The organism is Nostoc sp. UHCC 0870 (assembly GCF_022063185.1).
Taxonomy (GTDB): Bacteria; Cyanobacteriota; Cyanobacteriia; order Cyanobacteriales; family Nostocaceae; genus Trichormus.
This window is the reverse complement of sequence record NZ_CP091913.1, coordinates 1,391,461-1,410,509: the sequence shown is the minus strand read 5'-3', so window position 1 is coordinate 1,410,509 and position 19,049 is coordinate 1,391,461. Positions and strand designations below refer to the sequence as shown.

Annotated in this window: 17 protein-coding genes; 12 read left to right on the top strand and 5 right to left on the bottom strand. The window is 41.7% G+C overall.

What is annotated here, in order from left to right:
- Position 1: 1 nt before the first annotated feature.
- A complete protein-coding gene (locus L6494_RS06305) occupies positions 2-193 on the bottom strand; it encodes a hypothetical protein (RefSeq protein ID WP_237992601.1) in 192 nt (63 codons plus the stop codon).
- 554 nt (positions 194-747) lie between these two features.
- Here L6494_RS06305 and L6494_RS06300 point away from each other — a divergent pair.
- The 5 genes from L6494_RS06300 to L6494_RS06280 all read left to right on the top strand — a co-directional run bounded on the left by L6494_RS06300 (position 748) and on the right by L6494_RS06280 (position 6,581).
- A complete protein-coding gene (locus L6494_RS06300) occupies positions 748-2,055 on the top strand; it encodes an acetyl ornithine aminotransferase family protein (RefSeq protein WP_237992599.1) in 1,308 nt (435 codons plus the stop codon).
- 51 nt (positions 2,056-2,106) lie between these two features.
- Positions 2,107-3,009 (top strand): DUF1338 domain-containing protein, encoded by a 903-nt coding sequence (locus tag L6494_RS06295; protein WP_237992597.1) that lies wholly within the window; start codon positions 2,107-2,109, stop codon positions 3,007-3,009.
- Between the two features lie 11 nt (positions 3,010-3,020).
- The gene (locus L6494_RS06290; RefSeq protein WP_237992595.1) at positions 3,021-4,403 is read left to right on the top strand and encodes an aromatic ring-hydroxylating dioxygenase subunit alpha; all 1,383 of its coding nucleotides are present in this window, start codon (positions 3,021-3,023) and stop codon (positions 4,401-4,403) included.
- A gap of 222 nt (positions 4,404-4,625) precedes the next feature.
- Complete coding sequence (locus L6494_RS06285) at positions 4,626-5,360, top strand: dienelactone hydrolase family protein (protein WP_237992585.1); 735 nt, start codon at positions 4,626-4,628, stop codon at positions 5,358-5,360.
- A gap of 129 nt (positions 5,361-5,489) precedes the next feature.
- Positions 5,490-6,581 (top strand): saccharopine dehydrogenase family protein, encoded by a 1,092-nt coding sequence (locus L6494_RS06280; RefSeq protein WP_237992583.1) that lies wholly within the window; start codon positions 5,490-5,492, stop codon positions 6,579-6,581.
- Between the two features lie 77 nt (positions 6,582-6,658).
- Here L6494_RS06280 and L6494_RS06275 read toward each other — a convergent pair whose 3' ends face one another.
- On the bottom strand, positions 6,659-7,231 hold the full coding sequence (locus L6494_RS06275; RefSeq protein ID WP_237992572.1) for a nitrate transporter: 573 nt from the start codon (positions 7,229-7,231) through the stop codon (positions 6,659-6,661).
- 385 nt (positions 7,232-7,616) lie between these two features.
- A complete protein-coding gene (locus tag L6494_RS06270; RefSeq protein ID WP_237992570.1) occupies positions 7,617-8,192 on the bottom strand; it encodes a TIGR04376 family protein in 576 nt (191 codons plus the stop codon).
- A 260-nt stretch (positions 8,193-8,452) separates the two neighbouring features.
- Between L6494_RS06270 and L6494_RS06265 the strand changes: the two genes are divergently transcribed.
- The 3 genes from L6494_RS06265 to L6494_RS06255 are packed head-to-tail and all read left to right on the top strand — an operon-like array spanning position 8,453 to position 10,671.
- On the top strand, positions 8,453-9,025 hold the full coding sequence (locus L6494_RS06265) for a COP23 domain-containing protein (protein WP_237992567.1): 573 nt from the start codon (positions 8,453-8,455) through the stop codon (positions 9,023-9,025).
- Positions 9,026-9,796 carry a S1 family peptidase gene (locus L6494_RS06260; protein WP_237992565.1) on the top strand — a complete coding sequence of 257 codons (771 nt, stop codon included), beginning with the start codon at positions 9,026-9,028 and terminating at the stop codon, positions 9,794-9,796.
- 2 nt (positions 9,797-9,798) lie between these two features.
- Positions 9,799-10,671 carry a S1 family peptidase gene (locus L6494_RS06255; RefSeq protein WP_237992563.1) on the top strand — a complete coding sequence of 291 codons (873 nt, stop codon included), beginning with the start codon at positions 9,799-9,801 and terminating at the stop codon, positions 10,669-10,671.
- Positions 10,672-10,769: 98 nt separating this feature from the next.
- Here the strand turns inward: L6494_RS06255 and L6494_RS06250 are convergent, their stop codons facing one another.
- Positions 10,770-11,612, bottom strand: a complete 843-nt coding sequence (locus L6494_RS06250; protein ID WP_237992561.1) for a D-alanyl-D-alanine carboxypeptidase family protein — start codon at positions 11,610-11,612, stop codon at positions 10,770-10,772.
- 304 nt (positions 11,613-11,916) lie between these two features.
- On the opposite strand from L6494_RS06250, the gene mnmG reads away from it, so the two are divergent.
- The 4 genes from mnmG to L6494_RS06230 all read left to right on the top strand — a co-directional run bounded on the left by mnmG (position 11,917) and on the right by L6494_RS06230 (position 17,987).
- Positions 11,917-13,851 (top strand): tRNA uridine-5-carboxymethylaminomethyl(34) synthesis enzyme MnmG, encoded by a 1,935-nt coding sequence (mnmG, locus tag L6494_RS06245; protein ID WP_237992559.1) that lies wholly within the window; start codon positions 11,917-11,919, stop codon positions 13,849-13,851.
- A gap of 227 nt (positions 13,852-14,078) precedes the next feature.
- Entirely contained in the window at positions 14,079-15,398 is a 1,320-nt protein-coding gene (locus L6494_RS06240) for a hypothetical protein (protein WP_237992549.1), read from the top strand.
- Between the two features lie 156 nt (positions 15,399-15,554).
- Positions 15,555-16,007, top strand: a complete 453-nt coding sequence (locus L6494_RS06235; protein WP_237992547.1) for a hypothetical protein — start codon at positions 15,555-15,557, stop codon at positions 16,005-16,007.
- Between the two features lie 420 nt (positions 16,008-16,427).
- On the top strand, positions 16,428-17,987 hold the full coding sequence (locus L6494_RS06230; protein ID WP_237992545.1) for a serine/threonine-protein kinase: 1,560 nt from the start codon (positions 16,428-16,430) through the stop codon (positions 17,985-17,987).
- 458 nt (positions 17,988-18,445) lie between these two features.
- Here L6494_RS06230 and L6494_RS06225 read toward each other — a convergent pair whose 3' ends face one another.
- Positions 18,446-18,643, bottom strand: coding sequence for an NblA/ycf18 family protein (locus L6494_RS06225; protein ID WP_237992542.1), 198 nt, complete (start codon positions 18,641-18,643; stop codon positions 18,446-18,448).
- Positions 18,644-19,049: the final 406 nt, after the last annotated feature.

Below are 19,049 nucleotides of genomic sequence, written 5' to 3'. Positions count from 1 at the left end.
TTTATCTCCAAGTTTTCTGTTTTGAACACAAAGTTTCATGTTCAGAACCCGAACTTTCGTGTTGCGAACGAGAATGTTCCTGTTTCCAACTAAAGTATTCTTGTTTCCAGTGAGAAGGTTCTTGTTCTAAACGAGAATGTTTCTGTTTCAAACGAGAACCTCCCTGTTTCCAGTGAGAATGTTCTTGCTGCAAAGGAGAATCTTCTAGTTCTGAGGTTGAATGATGGTGTTATGAATATAGAAGTTCTCGTTTGTATGCAATACACTCTAACCTCTCTCCTTGCAGGCTACGGTGTACACACAAGTCTGATAACCTTATCCCACATCGTTTTGATCCCCCCTAACCCCCCTTAAAAAAGGGGGGAACAAGAATCAAAGTCCCCCTTTTTAAGGGGGATTTAGGGGGATCAAACCACATTTTGCACCCAGCAAAAAGATGTGTGTACACCGTAGCCTTGCGGGGGAGAGGTACTCTACGAGAAGAGCTTCGCTCTATGGAGAGGGGTTTTCCAGATACCGTGAAAAGTTAGGGGTATCTATGGCTGCGAGATTTTTTTATTGGAACTGCAAATCAAAAAATCCTTCTGGGGATTCATGAAAAATTATCTGTATTTTTCCACAATCACTAGTACATATTATTGCGAGTCTGTCAATGCGTAAGTTATATACAGAATAGAATCAAATGCTACTGTTACTATTTGCACATTACAGTTTAATTATCCGTATTTAGCAAAAAATTAAAACAAAATGTTAAGTATCCCCATTAATCAATCTTTACCTCGTGCGCCGCATTTGGTGACATCCTTACCAGGAAAGAAAGCTTTAGCTATTGTAGAACGCGATCGCACCGTAACTTCCCCTTCTTACACCCGCGACTATCCCCTAGTGGTGGCTCGTGGCGAGGGTTGTATGCTAGAAGACGTAGACGGCAACGTATTTCTAGATATGACCGCAGGTATTGCTGTCACCGCCACCGGTCACGCCCACCCGGAAGTAGTCAAGGAAATTCAGTCACAGGCGGCGCGGCTGTTGCATATGTCGGGGACGGATTTTTACTATGAACCGATGGTAGAACTCGCCGAACATTTAGCCATTCGCGCCCCCTTTCCCCACGGTGGGAGGGTATTTTTCACCAACTCCGGCGCAGAGTCTAACGAAGGAGCGATGAAACTAGCTCGATATTACACCAAGCGATCGCTCATCGTGGCCTTTTTAGGTGCATTTCATGGACGCACCTACGGCGCAATGTCTCTAACTGGTTCTAAAACAGTCCAACGCGCCCATTTCGGGCCATTAGTTCCAGGGATAACTCATATTCCCTACGGGACTCACGCCAGTCTTGACCAGCTAGAACAACAGTTATTTAACACCATCCTACCGCCCCAGGAAATAGCCGCCATTATAGTAGAACCCATTCAAGGCGAAGGTGGTTACATAGTCCCTGAAGATGGATTTTTAGCCAGAATCCGGGATATCTGCAATCGTCACGGCATCTTAATGGTAGTCGATGAAGTGCAATCAGGTATGGGACGCACCGGACGCTTATTTGCCATTGAGCATTGGGGTGTAATGCCTGATATTATTACCACAGCCAAAGGTCTAGCCAGTGGTTTACCATTAGGTGCAATTCTCGCCCGTCCTGAATTAATGACCTGGCCACCTGGTTCTCACGCCACCACCTTTGGCGGAAACCCTGTAGCTTGTGTAGCAGCTATTACGACGTTGCGACTATTAGATAGTGGCTTGATGAGTAACGCTACGGAAATGGGAGAACTGCTAAAAGCTGGACTGACAAAACTGCATGAAACATTTCCCAGAATGTCCCCACCGAGAGGCATAGGCTTGATGGTAGCAGTCGATTTATTTGATGCAGATGGAAATTATGATATCAGATTGCGCGATCGCATCATTCAATCCGCCTTCTTACACGGTCTGCTATTGCTGGGTTGTGGTAAAGCCGCAATTCGTTTCTGTCCACCCCTAGTTATTGAAAGCGACCAAATTCAAACCGCCTTGGATATTCTCGCTGAGATTTTGCATTTGGAAAGGGAATAGGGACAAATCAATTCAAAATTCAAAATTCAAAATTCAAAATTCAAAATTAAAATGAAGCCTGAAATTGCTTGTCATCTCTGGGAATCACTTTGGCAAGAATACAAAGCCAGAGTTAATTATGCCCAAACTTATGAACAAATGATTACTGCGGCGGGTGGAACAGTCGCCAATGACCATATCGCCTTTCGGTCTTTGCGGATGGTAGTTGATAGTCCTCAAGGTCACGTTAACTTAGGAATCAACTATTTAGGACAAATCGCCGAAGCCTTGGGTTACGAACCAGTTGGGGAATATACTTTTCCTCAAACTCACCTTTATGCTCGTTACTATCACCATCCACAACAAGTAGAATTTGATTTACCCAAGCTGTTTATTAGTGAGTTAATTGTAGATGAATTACCTGATAATATTGCCAAACTAATTTATCAAACCGGCTCTACAATTCAGCATCAAGTGACTTTTCCCTTCCTACAAAAAGAGGGTGATAATGAAAGTATTACTCAACAACTCCAAACAGCTTTTACTCGTCCTTGGAAAATTCCTCTACGTTCTACAATAGAAGCAGTAAATCAAGTTACTCAATATGGTGCTTGGGTGCTGTTACATGGTTACGCTGTCAATCATTTTACTGGCTACGTTAACCGCCAAAATACGCCAGCATACCCAGATATAGATACTACTGCTCGTGGTTTGGCTAGTTTGGGTGTACCGATGAAAGCAGAAATTGAGGGTGATGTTACCTGTGGTTTACGTCAAACCGCCACCGCAGCAGTGAAGGAAATGGTGACAGTCATTGATGATATTAGCGGTGAAGAAATACAAATTCCTTGGACTTATGCCTATTATGAAATTGCCCAACGTTATTTAGTAGAAGTAGCACCAGGTAAGCAAGAACTTTTTCAGGCTTTCTTAGGGAAAAACGCCCAACAATTGTTTGAAATGACGCGACGTTAATAAACGAAAAGATGCTAGAGATAAAATCTACCGTAGAGGAAATGTTACCTGGTGGCAGTGACCCGCAGTCTTTTGACTGGAATGAAGCTTGGTATCCTGTCCATTACCTAGAAGATTTAGATAAATCAAAACCAACTGCTTTTACTCTGTTGGGTCGAGATATCGTCATTTGGTGGGACAAGCAATCTCAGTCCTGGCAAGTATTTGCAGACCAGTGTCCCCATCGTCTCGCACAACTTTCTGAAGGCCGAATTAATGAAGAAGGACTGTTAGAGTGTCCTTATCACGGTTGGTCTTTTTCTGGTGATGGCAATTGTCAGCGCATTCCCCAGCAGCCGGAAGGCGGACAAGCGGAGACTTCTCAACGCGCTTGTGCGTCATCATTGCCTACCACTGAACGGCAGGGTATGTTATTTGTGTATGCTGGCAACCCAGAGAACGCTAACAAAATTAAAATTCCTGTTATTGAACCATTAGAAACATCGCCTGATGGGTGGGTTATCATCAATACCTTTAGAGATGTACCTTACGATGCACTCACGCTGCTGGAGAATATACTTGACCCCAGCCATGTTGCTTTCACCCATCACAGCACAGTAGGAAATAGAAAAAACGCCGCACCTTTAGAACTGGAGGTGGCGAAATCTGACAAACACGGTTTTAAAGGCATTTGGAAGCAAGGACTAAAACCTGGACAAACAGGAGAATTATCTACAACCTTTGTTGCACCTGCTTTAATGTGGCACGATATCAACGCGGAACGCGGTAGGATTCTTACCGTTGTCTACGCTACACCCATCCGCAAAGGTGAATGTCGTTTATTCGCCCGTTTTCCCTTTAAGTTTCCTTCCAAACTGCCGGGTATATTTATTAAGTTGAGGCCTCGCTGGTACTATCACCTGGGGCAGAATGGTGTTTTAGAAGATGACCAAATTTTTCTCCACTATCAAGAACGCTATCTAGAAGCAAAAGGCGGTAGTCCGAATTTTTCTAAAGCCTTCTATCTACCGACAAAAGCAGATAGTTTTGTATTTGAATTGCGTCAGTGGGTGAATAATTACAACGCTGAACCGTTCCCAGGAGAAGCTTTCCCGCCACCAATTCCTCAAGAATATTTACTAGAAAGGTATTATTCCCATACAGAAAAGTGTGCCAGTTGTAGAACTGCGTTGGCGAGGATTGAGCAATTAAGGTTCTGGAGTGGCGTAATAGCTGCTGTTTCTTTAGCAAGTAGCCCGATATTGTCGTTATTTTTAGATATCACATCAGTTCCGGTGATAGTTTTGGAGACAGTAACGCCTATTATCTTCGGTGCAGCATGGTTAGGCTTAACCAAACTCCGTAAGCAGTTCTATGAGGGGCAAACTGTACCGCCACGTAATTTGAAGGGATAACGGGACAAGGGAAGGGGGACAAGGGTAGAAAAACTAATGACTAATAGACCATTTGCAAAAGTTATAGCGTCCTTCTTTGCGCCTTTGCGCCTACCCTGCGGGAACGCCAAGGGCGAATGCGCGAAACAAAAAAATATTTATGGAAGAGGTCTAATGACTAAATCCCGATTTCCCCACTCACTCATGTAGAAGCTATTGAAAGCATGAGATGGAGCGAAAAAAGTGCAAATTACTAAGCGTAATGTGGAGTTACGGGTAGATGATAGCTTGATGCGGGTTTATGTTGCTTCTCCTAAACCATCAGGCGTTTACCCTGGGATTTTATTCTACAGTGATATCTATCAGTTGGGTGATGCCATGCTGCGTTTAGTTAACTACTTAGCGGGATTTGGCTATGTGGTAGCAGCACCAGAGATTTTTCATCGTCTTGAACCAATTGGGATGGTGATTCAGCCGGATGATTTGGGGAGAATGCGAGGTAATAATGATGCGCGGCGAACTGCGATCGCAGAATATGATGCTGATTGTCGTGCTATGATTGATTTTCTTAAAGGTGAAAGTGCAGTCAATCCAAACAAAATCGGCACTCTCGGCTTTTGTATCGGTGGTCATTTAGCCTTTAGAGCCGCCTTTGCTAGTGAAATTAAAGCCTCCGTCTGCTGCTACCCTACAGGTATTCCTAGCGGCAAACTAGGTAAAGGAGTCGCTGATACCATCAACCGAGTAAATGAAATCACCAATGAAATGTTATTAATACTGGGTACTCTCGACCCCCACATCCCAGAAAATGACCGCCACACTATAATTGCAGCTTTAGAACAAGCTAAAATTCCTCACCAAGTGCATCTGTATGAAGCAGAACATACATTCATGCGCGACGATGGTTATCGCTACGATGCAGCCGCCTCTACCTCAGCTTGGGCGGAAATTATCGCTTTCTTGAGAAGGGTGTTTTAGAGGGAGGGGTGTAGGGGTGTAGGGGACAAATTACGAATTACGAATTACGAATTACGAATTCATACTTGTAACTGATGCCAACAGGACAAAAAACTGGTCAAATAGAGGTATCGTTGCCTACAGGGAGTAATGACAGACCGCGTTTTAATTCTGGGAGGAAGGGGGCGCATTGGTAGCAGTGTTGCCCAGGATATAGCTACCCACACCCAAGCAAAAATTACTATCACGGGGCGTTCCCCAGAGATGGGTAAGGGGGTTGATTTTCCTTTGCTGGTGTTGGACTTGGCAGATGTTGACAAGTTGAGGGAAGCGATCGCCAACTCTGATATAGTTATCCATTGTGCGGGGCCGTTTCATTACCGTGATGCTAATGTTCTTAAACTCTGCATTGAACATGGGGTCAATTATTTAGATGTTAGTGACCACCGTTCTTTTACCAGCAAAGCTTTAAATTATCATGAACAAGCCGTAGCGGCTGGGGTGACTGCTATTGTTAATACTGGTATTTTTCCCGGCATTTCTAATAGTATGGTACGCCAAGGTATCGAGCAATTCCATGAGCCAGAAAAGGTACATTTAAGTTATTTAGTTGCTGGTTCTGGTGGTGCTGGTATTACCGTCATGCGAACCACTTTTTTAGGATTGCAACATCCTTTTGATGCTTGGATAGATGGACAATGGCAATTAGTTAAGCCATATAGTGACAGAGAAATTGTCAATTTTCCGTCTCCTTATCAACGCAGTGGAGTTTACTGGTTTGATATGCCAGAAACATTCACAATTCCCCATGCTTTTCCCAATGTCAACACTGTGATTACTAAGTTTGGTTCAGTCCCAGATTTTTATAATCATCTGACTTGGATTACTGCCCACATTTTTCCTAAGTGGTGGATGCAGCGTCACAGTACAATTGAATTTTTGTCTCATGTCGGTCATTTAATGACAGATGTCACCAATGTTTTTAGTGGTATTGGGGTAGCAGTGCGTTCAGAAGTTGCAGGGCAAATAAATGGTAAGGATGCTGTTTATTGCTCAAATTTAGTACATGAAAATACCGCCATTGCAGCTGGATGTGGTACGGGGAGTATTGCTCAATTATTATTAGCAGGTAAACTCAAAAAACCAGGAGTTTGGCCAGTGGAAGCAGCACTAACAACAGATTTGTTTATGCAGAATATGGCAAGTCGTAAGATTAAAATTGAGCATCAACTAATCAGTTAAAAATTGCCAAATTCAGGACTATCTCAGTAGGGTGTGTTATGTCGTAGGCTAACGCACCTTAAAAATTTAGGACTATTTCAGTCAGATTTTTTACCATTACTCACAATCTGAGCCAGCATATATCCTGCTAAGTCGAGTAACTGATCCAGCAAAAAACCAATAACACCTATATAAATTATTGCCTCAAATATGTAATTGATGTTGACAGATTTATATCCATTCCAAGCCAGAGAACCAAGTCCTTTTTGATCTATTAGCATTTCTACGGCAATTACTGTAAACCATGCTACCCAAACCCCAACTTTCAGAGCATGAAATATATGAAATATAGCTACTCGAAAGTTATTGTCTTGTCTGCGAAAATGTCGCATACCTATGGCTGTGTTGATCAGAATTGTCCAGAAGGTAGCAACAAAAATTACTATCACAATTGCTGATTCTTTCTCTGGCAATATAACCAGCATTAGGGGTAGCCAAGCTACAGGGGGGATACTATGAGGTATCTGAACTATTCGTCTAAATATTTCATAAATTGCACCATTGACTCCAATTAAATATCCGAAGAAACTACCTACAACAGCAGCAGGGATGTAACCTACAAATAGTCTTTGTAGGCTATATAACACATCTAAAAATATACTTCTATCCATGCCTCAGTTGTAATCTGGAACGACAAAAAATACTGCGGCAATCACAAAAATCACAAATTAATAAAAAGCAAGCCTGTCACTCTGGTTAATTCAACTTTAGCAGAGAATTGAATCTTGATATAAAAAATAAACAAAGATTTCACTATTTATTGAAAGTAGAACGACTGGAAAAACCAAACCATGTTAGGTAATGTAAAAAAATAGTATTGAGTCCTAAAATAAGGACTAAAGTCCTTACTACAAACATTTTAAAATTTAGATAATTGATAATTAGTAAAAATTCAATTAAGAATAAAGCAGATTTTTCTAGATTTAATGACATATGAAGAATGAAGGATAAAATTTTTGGGGATGTCCTTCATTCTTAAGTTTGGGAATGTACAGATTATTTTCCCAAATTGCGCTTCATCTGTTCTAATTCATCCTCGGTTTCCCAACGCCGAAACTTTTCTTCTAAGTCATCAAATCCACTGCTAGAGGTGTTAGCGGTATTCCACCAACCGTTAGTTTCTATACGCTGTTGCGTCTGGGCTTTAGCGCGTGTTGTTTGTGCTTCTGCTGCTTTGGTTTGTACCTCCTGCCGCCGCACTTGGATTTTGTGTAACAATTCTTGAGATTGGGCGATGCGTTCTTTCAAGCCTTGCATATGTCCCCAAAGCTGATTTCCTTCACGCAATAGGGTTGCTTCTCTCTCTTGCGCCGCCGCAGCTAAATCTTGTCTCCCTGAATCCTTAGCTTTCTGCACACGAATATGCCAACGCTGAATCTCTTGTGCAGTGGAGAGAATATCTTCTTGCGATCGCTTCTCTTGCAATTGTAAATCTGCAATCAATTTTAATGTATCTTCCTCTTGCTGTCGCAGCTGTTCTAACAACGCCTCTAATTCCAGATGCGGATTATTACGCAAGAATTCCTCTAAACGGTTTTCCAGAAACCGACTAAAATCATCAAATAAGCCCACTGTGAGAACTCCAGAGTTGGGTGTGTGACTATTTTATTGTAGTAATTATCAAAGTTGCTAAACATTATACTTTTGGGCTGAGTTGTGTTATTGACAGCCAAAAATTGAATTGCTCAATCTCTGCATCTCTTACGCGTATCAGATTTAGCCTACCCCTGCTCCCTTTGCTCTTCATCAAGAGATAAATCGCTTATCTGCGCTTGCAAATAGAATAATAAATACGTTATTGTTATCTAAGTTACGTAAAATTACCCTACTCAATGAAAATTTCATCATTAATCACAATCTTTACAGCCAGTGCGATCGCTATCGGTACAGTTATTAACACACAGCAACCAGGCTGGACACAAAATACTAGAGGTTTTTACTGCGATACCTCCACAGGAAAACCAATTACTATGTACCGTAACGATATTGGTGGTATAGAGCCTTGGATTCGGTGGACTTCTAATTTAGGTGGTTACGACTCACTCACCCGTTGTCGAGAAGTGAGTGGTCGTTTGGAAACTTACCGCCAACAAAAGAGGTTGAGATTTATTACTGTCGGGATCATGAATCGCCAACGAGTGGTTTGTACCGCCAGTCAATTTAATGGTCGCTGCGAAGGGCTTATTTATACCCTCAAACCAAAGCAAGATGCAGTAACAACACTGAACAATCTTTTAGCATGGCGCGAAGGTCGAGCCGGAACGCCTTCACTTTACGAAAGTGGTGAGATTCCTTACATTGATGTCAGCAGCTACTTAGGTGAAGATAACACTCCAGCACCATCTACCAATAACTCTCAACCCGCACCCCAACAACCTTCTCCTGGTAATCTTAGGGAGTTATAAATGTTATTAATACGACTGGGATGGATTAGTGTTGGCGTTGGATTATTAAGCACTCATCCGATGATCTGTATAGCAGAGGTTCGTCCCGCTATATTCACTGATGTAGTGCAGTCAGAAATCAAACAAATTGCTCGTCAAACCACAGTTCGTATTTTCACAGATTCCGCATCAGGTTCGGGTGTAATCGTGCGGCGACAAGGACAAATTTATACATTATTGACAAGTTGGCACGTAGTTGGGTTTACTAATCAATTGACAATAATGACATTTGATGGTACAAAACATCTTCCCCTGACACAAAATTCTGTGCAAGTGGGGAAAGTAGATATGGCTGTTGTTCAGTTTCGTAGTGCAAAGCCTTACCGCATCGCCGCCATTCATCCGCAACCTGTAACACCAGGTGAACTTGTGCATACAGCTGGATTTCCTATGTATAGCCAAGACCAGATCACCACAACTTTTGATCAGGGTATCCGGGGGTTTCGCTTTACCCAAGGAGTAGTGTCTTTACTTTTACTTAAGTCACTCTACCAAGGATATCGCTTAGGTTACACCAATAATATCAGTTTAGGGATGAGTGGCGGCCCGATTTTTAACCAACAAGGTCTATTGGTGGGAATTAACGGACGGGTAAAAAACCGTGACCCAGATTTTGGAGTTTATACATTTGATGATGGTACATCCCCCAAGCCAGAACTATTAAACCAAATGGTTCATTCCAGTTGGGGAATCCCAATTACTACATACCTGCAATTCATTTCGAGAAAATAATTATGAATCGTTTATATCCACTACCAAGTTTACTAGCAGGAACAGCAGTTGTTGCCAGTATTGTAATCACTCAGCCTGCATTTGCTAAATCTGCTAAAGAAGTTGCACAAACTGCAATTCCTACCACTGTCCAAATTAATAATACTCTGAGTCCTGGCGATAGTGGGTCTGGAGTAATTATTGCCAAAAATGGTAACACTTACACAGCTTTAACCGCCAATCATGTAGTTAAAAATCCTAATTCTGAATACATGATTAGGACTTTCAAGGGTAAAGAATATTCTGTCAAAGAAGTACAAAGTTTATCGGGGAGTACAGGAAGTCTTGATTTAGCCATAGTCAAATTTGAAAGTAAGGACGGATTGACTATTGCACCATTAACAAATTCTGACGAAGCCAGCATTGGTTCTGGTATTTATATTTCTGGTTATCCCCTACCAATTAAAGGGGGAACAGAACGAGAATACGCCTTCACTAACGGACAAGTTACAACTATTCGTTCCAGCAACAACGAGGGTTACACCATGCGCTATGATGCTGTAACACGCAGGGGTATGAGTGGTGGGCCTGTATTTGATGTTTCTGGACGCGTCGTAGGAATTCACGGTCAAGGTGATACTGTAGGACCAGTACAAAATGAGTCTGGAGGTAAAACTGAAGAAATTAAAACAGGGTTCAATTCAGCAATTCCTTCTAACAGTTTTTTGGGATTAATATCGGAAGCTGGTATCAATAAATCAGAGATAAAATTAGATAATAAACCACCAGCGAATGTAGATGCAGAAAAAGTTTCAGAAGGAGATGTAAATAACTGGGTTAATAATCTGGCTAAAGAAATTATCGAGCGGACAATTAGAAGAATATTGCCGTTTTAATACCTCTAAAAATATAAAAAAAGTTGGTAGTAATAAAATTTTTACTACCAACTTTTTTTGAAGCTTTCAGAAATAATATTTAAAATTTATAGACATAACTAAAGTGGTGTCACCCAATAGCTAATTCCTCTTTCTACTTGATTTTTTAAACCAAAATTGAGTAAATCTTGCTCACTTAAACCTAAATAAGTCCAGTGTGGAACATCCTTGGCGACAGTTTGAAACCAACCATTTTGATTGAGAATTTGTCTTTGTTTGGGATGAGATACCCGCAAATCAATTGCTAATCCCCAAAGATGTTGTGATGTTCCTGGTGGTGCAACAACACCAAGGATTGCTGTTTCTCTTCCTTCTCTCACTTGATTTAACGTATTTCGGTTAGCATACTTATTCCAAAACCTTAAATTAGTAGCAAAACTGCGAGTACAATCACCAGAACCATAGCCAGATTTTAAGGGAATATTTTCTTGAGAACGGGCTTGATTTAAAGCTGCGGCGGCTGATGCTTGTAAGTAACAGTCATTTGTACCATTGACTTTAAGCATTGTTAAAGTATTTTGAAATGTTTGGGTTTCTTCCTCGTTATTTAGCAGAACTGTTGATGGTAATTTAACTGCTGCATTTTGATTTACAAAAGCTGCACCGTATGCTTTGAGTAAAATATATTCATAACTACCCGGCTGGGGAATGGTGGATAAATTATTGGTGATCGCAGCCAAAAAGCGTTCTTTGTCTGACTGCTCAATCTCAGGTATAGCTGTTGGTATTCTAGGTGCTGTAGCAAGAGCATTACAGTCTTTTTGTCCTACCATTAAACATTCATTTATCAATTGAGCATTTGCATCTACTTGGCGATGATTTACTACATTGCTGGCAACTAAAGTAAAAGCAATTAATATAGTAACAGCAGTCAACTTTATTCTTTTTAAGAATCTTCTCATAGAGGATTGTTAAACATACAACTAATTAATTGAAATTCTACCAATTCCTATTATAAAGATAAATTTATTTTCCTAATATTTTAATTAATCAAAATTACCCCAAAAAGTTTATAAAATATAAGTAACATCCATAACATCACAGAATCAGCTAAAATTGTAAATAAACCTGACTGGGCTAAGTAAGCAGGTATCAATAAAAAACTTTGGCAATCAGAGAAATGTAGTGCTTCCTACTTACCCCGGATTTCTCACCATAGCTGTTATCCTTCATTTTTAATTTTAAGTTTTGAATTTTGAATTGCTTATGACCATGCACAATTCTTTTACCAAAAATGCTTTCGGGCAAGATGCCTTTGATGTCATCGTTGTCGGTGCAGGTCACTCCGGTTGCGAAGCAGCCCTTGCTACTGCCCGCCTCGGTTGTCGTACCCTGCTATTGACATTAAATTTAGATAAAATTGCTTGGCAACCCTGCAACCCGGCTGTGGGTGGCCCTGCTAAATCGCAATTGACCCATGAAATAGATGCTTTAGGTGGGGAAATTGGCAAAATGGCAGACCGCACCTATCTACAAAAACGCATCCTCAACTCTTCACGAGGTCCGGCAGTATGGGCATTACGCGCCCAAACTGACAAGCGGGAATATGCGGCTGTCATGAAAAATATTGTCGAAAACGAAGAGAATTTGAGCATCCGGGAAGGGATGGTTACAGACTTGGTTTTGGGTGCTAACGATGAAGTTATTGGGGTAGAAACTTACTTTGGCGTGACTTTTGAGTGCAAAGCTGTAATTTTAACCACGGGTACATTTCTCGGTGGCAAGATTTGGGTCGGAAATAAGTCAATGGCGGCTGGACGCGCTGGGGAATTTGCGGCGGAAGGCTTAACCCAAACCCTAAATCGCTTGGGATTTGAAACCGGCAGACTCAAGACTGGTACACCTGCACGGGTAGACAGGCGATCGGTAGACTATAGCAAAATGGAACACCAGCCAGGGGATGCAGAAGTCCGGTGGTTTAGTTTTGACCCCGAAGTATGGGTAGAACGGGAACAAATGCCTTGCTACATGACCCGTACCACCGCCGAAACCCATCGTTTAATTCGGGAAAACTTGCACCTGTCTCCAGTGTACGGCGGTTGGGTAGAAGCCAAAGGGCCGCGTTACTGTCCCAGTATTGAAGATAAGATTGTCCGCTTTGCCGATAAGGAAAGCCATCAAATCTTTATTGAACCAGAAGGACGAGATATTCCCGAACTATACATCCAAGGGTTTTCCACAGGGTTGCCGGAAAATTTGCAACTGCAAATGTTACGGAGTCTACCCGGATTAGAAAACTGCGTAATGCTACGTCCAGCCTACGCAGTAGAATATGATTATCTGCCTGCTACCCAGTGTTACCCCACAATGATGACGAAAAAGATTGCGGGGTTATTCTGTGCAGGACAAATTAACGGCACAACAGGCTATGAAGAAGCCGCAGCCCAAGGAATTGTGGCGGGAATTAACGCGGCGCGGTTTGTGCGCGGTCAAGAAATGATTATTTTCCCCCGTGAGCAAAGTTACCTCGGTACTTTGCTAGATGACCTGTGTACCAAGGATTTACGTGAACCATACCGGATGTTAACTAGTCGGTCAGAGTATCGTTTACTGCTGCGTTCTGATAATGCTGACCAACGGTTGACACCTTTAGGGCGAGAAATTGGTTTAATTGACGATCGCCGTTGGGAACTATTCACCAACAAACAGGCGCAGATTACGGCTGAGAAAGAACGCCTGTATGCTACCAGAGTTAAAGAACATGATGAAATTGGTAAAGCGATCGCCTCTGATACCCAACAAACCATCAGAGGTTCGATTACCCTAGCTGACTTGCTACGCCGTCCTGGATTTCATTATGTAGACCTTGATAAATATGGACTCGGCAACCCCAGTCTCAGCCAAGCGGAAAGAGAAGGGGCAGAAATTGACATTAAATACTCTGGCTATCTTGCTAGACAACAAAGCCAAATCGAACAAATTGCCCGTCAATCCAACCGCCAATTACCTGCGGATTTAGACTACACAAAAATTGAGACTCTTTCTAAAGAAGCACGGGAAAAACTCAATCAGGTACAACCCCTCACAATTGGTCAAGCAGCGCGAATTGGGGGTGTCAATCCTGCTGATGTTAACGCCTTACTAATTTTTTTAGAATTGCGTCAATCTAAGAACCAATCAGGGTTTGCGGCTTTATCTTAACTTCGTCTTTATAAAGGGTGAGTATAGTAGAGGGGGGGATGGGTAAGATAGATGACAAGAGTTCAGCCCTGGCATCATCTACGATCCCCATCTTGGAGTTGAATTTCATACACTCAACAATCAACTCGTCTAGTTTGGACGGGAGATTGAATATTTTGAAAATCCTGATACCCAGGTAAAAGGGGCGGTGTTGCCCCATCCTGGCAACTACCACCCAAAACTTGCTTATGTTACGAGAAGTTAGCACCCATCTCATTGTCCCAGAACCATCAGAAGACTTGATTGTTAACGAGCCTTGGTCAATAGAACTCTATGCTGATGGCTTGATGGATGAACTGTTTGCCAGTATCGATGACATACTGGATGTCAATTTCCACAATAGGCAACCACTACGCCAAGCTACTGCATCTGTCGGTGACTGGTCGTATACATCTAAGCAAACAACTTTAGAGTATGACCATCTGCAAACTGTTGAAATACCACAGATTGTCTTACCAAATACAGTTAAGCATTCCGTACAGACTGTTACAGCTATTAGGAACAAACAAGTCAGCACTGTTGTAGTTGATCAACCTCAGAGCAAATCAATCAGTAAAATTACTCAAACAGCGAAACTAACCCTGGGTAAACTACTGATTGGAGGTACAACTATCGGTGTGGCGATCGCAGGCGTACTATATATAGTGCAATCTGGGGTCTTAGTTCTCCTGACCTCTAAACTCACCCAACCCACTATTTATGTACCACAGGCGCAATTGCCTACAAAACCAGATGTGCAGGCTGAGTTAGTCAATTACATGATGGGAGCATTAGCCATCATCGATAAAAAAGATAGCACAACCCAACGTGCAGTCCGTTCCCAACTAGCCAATCGGGTGATTTCTAACCCAACATCTGTCGCTTCATCTGACAATCAGCCTATCGGTAATCTACCATCACCCCTAACGGCTAACAATACACCACCATCTAGCCGAGCCACCAATGTTGTCGAGCGCATCTATATTCCAGTTTTCCAACCACCCTCACCAATGCGCTCCGCACTCCCAGTAATTCCCGGTATTCCTTCACCTTTACCACCTGCACCAGTTGCAAATCAACCGAATGTAGTTAATGACACCTTAAATAAAGTGCAGCCAGCAGCAAAACCAAGCACAGTCAATATGTTAACTGCGGCTGTGCGCTCAGACATGAAACCTGTGGCTGTGCGAAATGCACCTATCAAAGTTCAACAGTCACCCAATTCTCTGCCTAATTTGCCTGTTGTTCCCTTCGGTGCTAGCTTACCCAGACCATCCACCAACCAGGAAGCAGTACAGGTTGCATCCCTCACCGTTACCCCCCCTGCTCCTACCCATACCCTAGAAGGACTACTAGAGTTGGGCAATAAATCTGTGGCACTATTTCAAACTAACGGTGTTAGCCGTCGCGTTAACGTTGGTGAAAGTATTGGCTCTAGCGGTTGGACATTAGTAGATGTCAATAATGGTGAAGCTATAGTCCGGCGGAATGGTGAAGTGCGGTCTATTTTTGCAGGACAGAAGTTGTAATGAGATTCATCGCGGTTTTGAAGCAATTCCGCGAAATTCCCCATTTCTTGATTTTGAATTCTTTTCTGCTTATTTCCCACCTGACATTTTTGTAATTCCAACTATATCTTTGTAATCTGAGGACTAATTACTCGATTAAGGCAAGGAATATACAAGGTGGCGCAGACTTTTTTATTAGAGCCAGGACGCTGGCTAATTCAAGGCCATTGGCTAGAACGTAATGGAATGCCAATCAGCGTCAAGGGTATGACCTTGGTGGCTTGGAATCGAGATAACTGGTTTACTATGGCAACAAAGCTCATCTTTCCTGATAGCGATCGCCCTGATATCTCTTTACAATACAAGGGGCGATTGCATGAAGGGGAACGTCAATATACTTTTCTACTCCAGCACAGTCTGTTAGGTCAGGTTGAAGGTGAAGGTTGGATTGGTTTAGAAGCGATCATACAACGTTATTGGGTAATGAGCGATCAGCAGCGTCGTAGTGGCTTTGAAACGATGCACCGAATTGCAGACGATACATACTATCACACTAGTGGTATCATGGCTGGTCATTCTTTAATCAGTACAATGGAAGCCAAATTAAAGCTTCAGCCGACAAATAATTAGAGGCTAACTTAAATTTATTAGTTGTTTTATAAAATCTTGTATAAATAACACTATTTTAAACTCAGTATACTGACTCAGCACTAACATCTTTATGTGTGGGTTTTAACCAACTTTCGGGGTTAAGTCCCCGTCACAAAACGTAATTGCGTAAAGCCTGCGGCATAGCTGCGCTTAGAGCGAAGCGGGAAGTTAGTCCATTGCGAATTGCGAATTGCGAATTGCGAATTGTTTTAATGGCTTAAGTTATCTAGGTTATCAAAACTGGGCAAACTAACACTACATCAAAACCCAAGTGCGAAGCATCAGCATATATCTACCCTGTTATTTCATTGCACTTTTCCACCCCAACACTTAACACCTATCTCTAAGATAGGTGTAATTCACATTTGTTAAATCTTAAACATTGGAGTCGAGGTTTCTATGTCAGACCCCAACATTGGCCGTTTTCTTAGTAAACGCTACCAATTGCAAGAATTAATTGGTACTGGTGCAATGGGTAGAGTATATCGTGCTAAAGATGTTTTATTGGGAGGTGTACCTGTTGCTGTCAAGTTTCTCGCATTGTCAATACACAATGAAAAGATGCGACTGCAAGATAGGTTTGAGCGAGAAGCGAAAACTTGCGCGTTACTAGGACAAAAAAGTATTCATATTGTTCGCGTCATGGACTATGGCGTAGATGAAAATAAAACTCCTTACTACGTCATGGAATATCTACAAGGACAAAGCCTCAACCAGATAATTCGCCAGCAAAATCTATCTTTACCCCGATTTGTGAGTATGGCACGTCAAATCTGCCTGGGTTTAAAATGCGCTCATGACGGTATTCCAGTTGATGGCTCAGTCTGCCCAATTATTCATCGCGATATTAAACCTAGCAATATGCTAGTGATTCAAGACCCCAGTTTTGGGGAATTGCTCAAGATTTTAGATTTTGGTATTGCTAAATTATTACAGGCTAATGGTGATCACACAAAATACTATTTGGGGACATTAGCCTACTCCTCTCCCGAACAAATGGAAGGCAAAGAACTAGATAATCGCGCTGATATCTATAGTTTGGGTGTGATGATGTTTGAAATGTTGACAGGAAAAATGCCACTCATGGCCTCAACCCATTCTTTTGGAGCATGGTATAAAGCACATCACCATCAAGCACCACGTACTTTTACAGAAGTCGCTCCTAGTTTGCTGATTCCTAAAGACGTGGAAAATTTAGTAATGAGTTGTTTAGCCAAAAAAGTCAAGGATCGCCCCCAAAGTATTAGTGAAATACTCCAAGCTTTAGAATCTATCGAACAGCAACATGAAAAACCCCCAATTCAAGATGAATATCACCAATCTACTAATACTGTCACCGTTAAAGCTAAATTTGAACAGAAGACAAATGGTAATAGGCCATTACAGTTAGCTCCAGCCAAAAATGAAATTACTTTCACAACTTCTTGGCCAAAAAATAAACCAATAGCTGACATTGTTTTTCCTCAACCTATCCAAATCAATGGTGAGGTTATACCAGCCTTATGGGTGATGCTACCACAACGAGAAATTATTCAACGTCTGGTCTGTAGCCGTTACAATCAATTTTTGTTTATCACTGCTCCCCACCCGATGATGCTGTGGATTACTGTTCTCTACAATCGCAAGTATGGGGCTAAATGCTTACCTTACTACCTTGACCTCAAAACAAGTCTCGGTCAAGAGATGGTGAAATTAATCTTAAAAACAGGTTACTATCGTCTGCTATTGTTTGCACGGGAATCACCAAATACCTGTTCTCATGTCCTAGTTGCTAGTATTGCCTCTGCTCAATGTCAACGACTACAACAGTGGATAGTGGCTGCTAAAACCTTTGTCTCTGTGTCTGATCCCCAAATTAGTAAAACTTTGCTCAAAAGGGAGTATGAGAAAATTAAACCGCAAATTTTGGCCAAGTTAGATGCAATGGAAATGGATTCTGGGTTTGATATATCTGGTTAGTAAATATTTTTCTAGGTTATATGTAACATATATCAAAAATTGTAAATTTTTATAAATAATATATATATCTAGTTGTAAGTAGTATTGGGAATAAATATAATAGTCAACAGTGCTAGCTAATCAAGCAAGTGCTTAGTCAAATACAAGTAAAGTTTTCATTGTGCTTGTTACACTAGAAATATAAGTGTTAGTAAGCATAGTCAAATTATTTATGCACTAGCAAGTATATTTACAGAATTGCTGGCTAATGGTTTGACAAATCAACCAAAACTAAGTTATTTAGGTACTATTTAGGTACGGGGCTAACAGTCAAATAACTGTATTATTCGATTTTGATGAATGGCATCCTAGAAGTGATTTAGCTTTATCTTGAAGTTGACGCCCCAACATCACCAGCTCCTTTCCTTCCTGGAAGTGAGCAAGAGAAGGAGGTCGCCCACTGCGACACATAACTTGCTCTATGCCAAAGTGGAACCAGAATCTAAGCCCCACTGATGCTTAAGCAACTCTTGGTAAGTTGCCTCACGCACGACCATCTGCTCATAGAGCTTGACTAAAAAGTCTTTGGCTTGGTCATGACTCATATTCTGTACTTGAGTGGCAAATGAGCGGATACTAAACTGCTGTTCCAAGGAAAGTTTCGTTGGTTGATCCATAACAGACTCCTAAAAGACAACGCGTAAAGTTGATTTTGGTAACAGAAGTCCTATAAAAATAGGGCTTGTTTGGGGTTTGCTACCAATTCTCTGTATTAAGAAAGATAACAACTATTTTGGCAGATTGCCCATATCCTCAGAGGGGAGATTTTTTTGGGTATTTTCTGCACCAGAACCTACTGACATATAACCCAAGTCCGCTTGGGCAGATTTGGGGTAGATTTTAGGTAGGTTGAATATCCTTCTTTACCTTCAGTTCCTACCTTCATCTGGAAATTTTCCCTAGAGGGAGATTTCCATAGAAGAGTGGTCGTGAAGGGTATTAAGATCGCATTATATGCTGCTTACATTATGATGTGCAACATGTCAATCAACTAAATTGTGTAATTTCAGCCGCCAATAGGGA

Bases quoted from the DNA above. Each gene is read 5' to 3' on its own strand.
- L6494_RS06300 (WP_237992599.1), top strand. From the start codon at position 748: ATGTTAAGTATCCCCATTAATCAATCTTTACCTCGTGCGCCGCATTTG.
- L6494_RS06295 (WP_237992597.1), top strand. From the start codon at position 2,107: ATGAAGCCTGAAATTGCTTGTCATCTCTGGGAATCACTTTGGCAAGAA.
- L6494_RS06290 (WP_237992595.1), top strand. From the start codon at position 3,021: ATGCTAGAGATAAAATCTACCGTAGAGGAAATGTTACCTGGTGGCAGT.
- L6494_RS06280 (WP_237992583.1), top strand. From the start codon at position 5,490: ATGACAGACCGCGTTTTAATTCTGGGAGGAAGGGGGCGCATTGGTAGC.
- L6494_RS06275 (WP_237992572.1), bottom strand. From the start codon at position 7,231: ATGGATAGAAGTATATTTTTAGATGTGTTATATAGCCTACAAAGACTA.
- L6494_RS06265 (WP_237992567.1), top strand. From the start codon at position 8,453: ATGAAAATTTCATCATTAATCACAATCTTTACAGCCAGTGCGATCGCT.
- L6494_RS06260 (WP_237992565.1), top strand. From the start codon at position 9,026: ATGTTATTAATACGACTGGGATGGATTAGTGTTGGCGTTGGATTATTA.
- L6494_RS06255 (WP_237992563.1), top strand. From the start codon at position 9,799: ATGAATCGTTTATATCCACTACCAAGTTTACTAGCAGGAACAGCAGTT.
- L6494_RS06250 (WP_237992561.1), bottom strand. From the start codon at position 11,612: ATGAGAAGATTCTTAAAAAGAATAAAGTTGACTGCTGTTACTATATTA.
- mnmG (WP_237992559.1), top strand. From the start codon at position 11,917: ATGACCATGCACAATTCTTTTACCAAAAATGCTTTCGGGCAAGATGCC.
- L6494_RS06240 (WP_237992549.1), top strand. From the start codon at position 14,079: ATGTTACGAGAAGTTAGCACCCATCTCATTGTCCCAGAACCATCAGAA.
- L6494_RS06230 (WP_237992545.1), top strand. From the start codon at position 16,428: ATGTCAGACCCCAACATTGGCCGTTTTCTTAGTAAACGCTACCAATTG.
- L6494_RS06225 (WP_237992542.1), bottom strand. From the start codon at position 18,643: ATGGATCAACCAACGAAACTTTCCTTGGAACAGCAGTTTAGTATCCGC.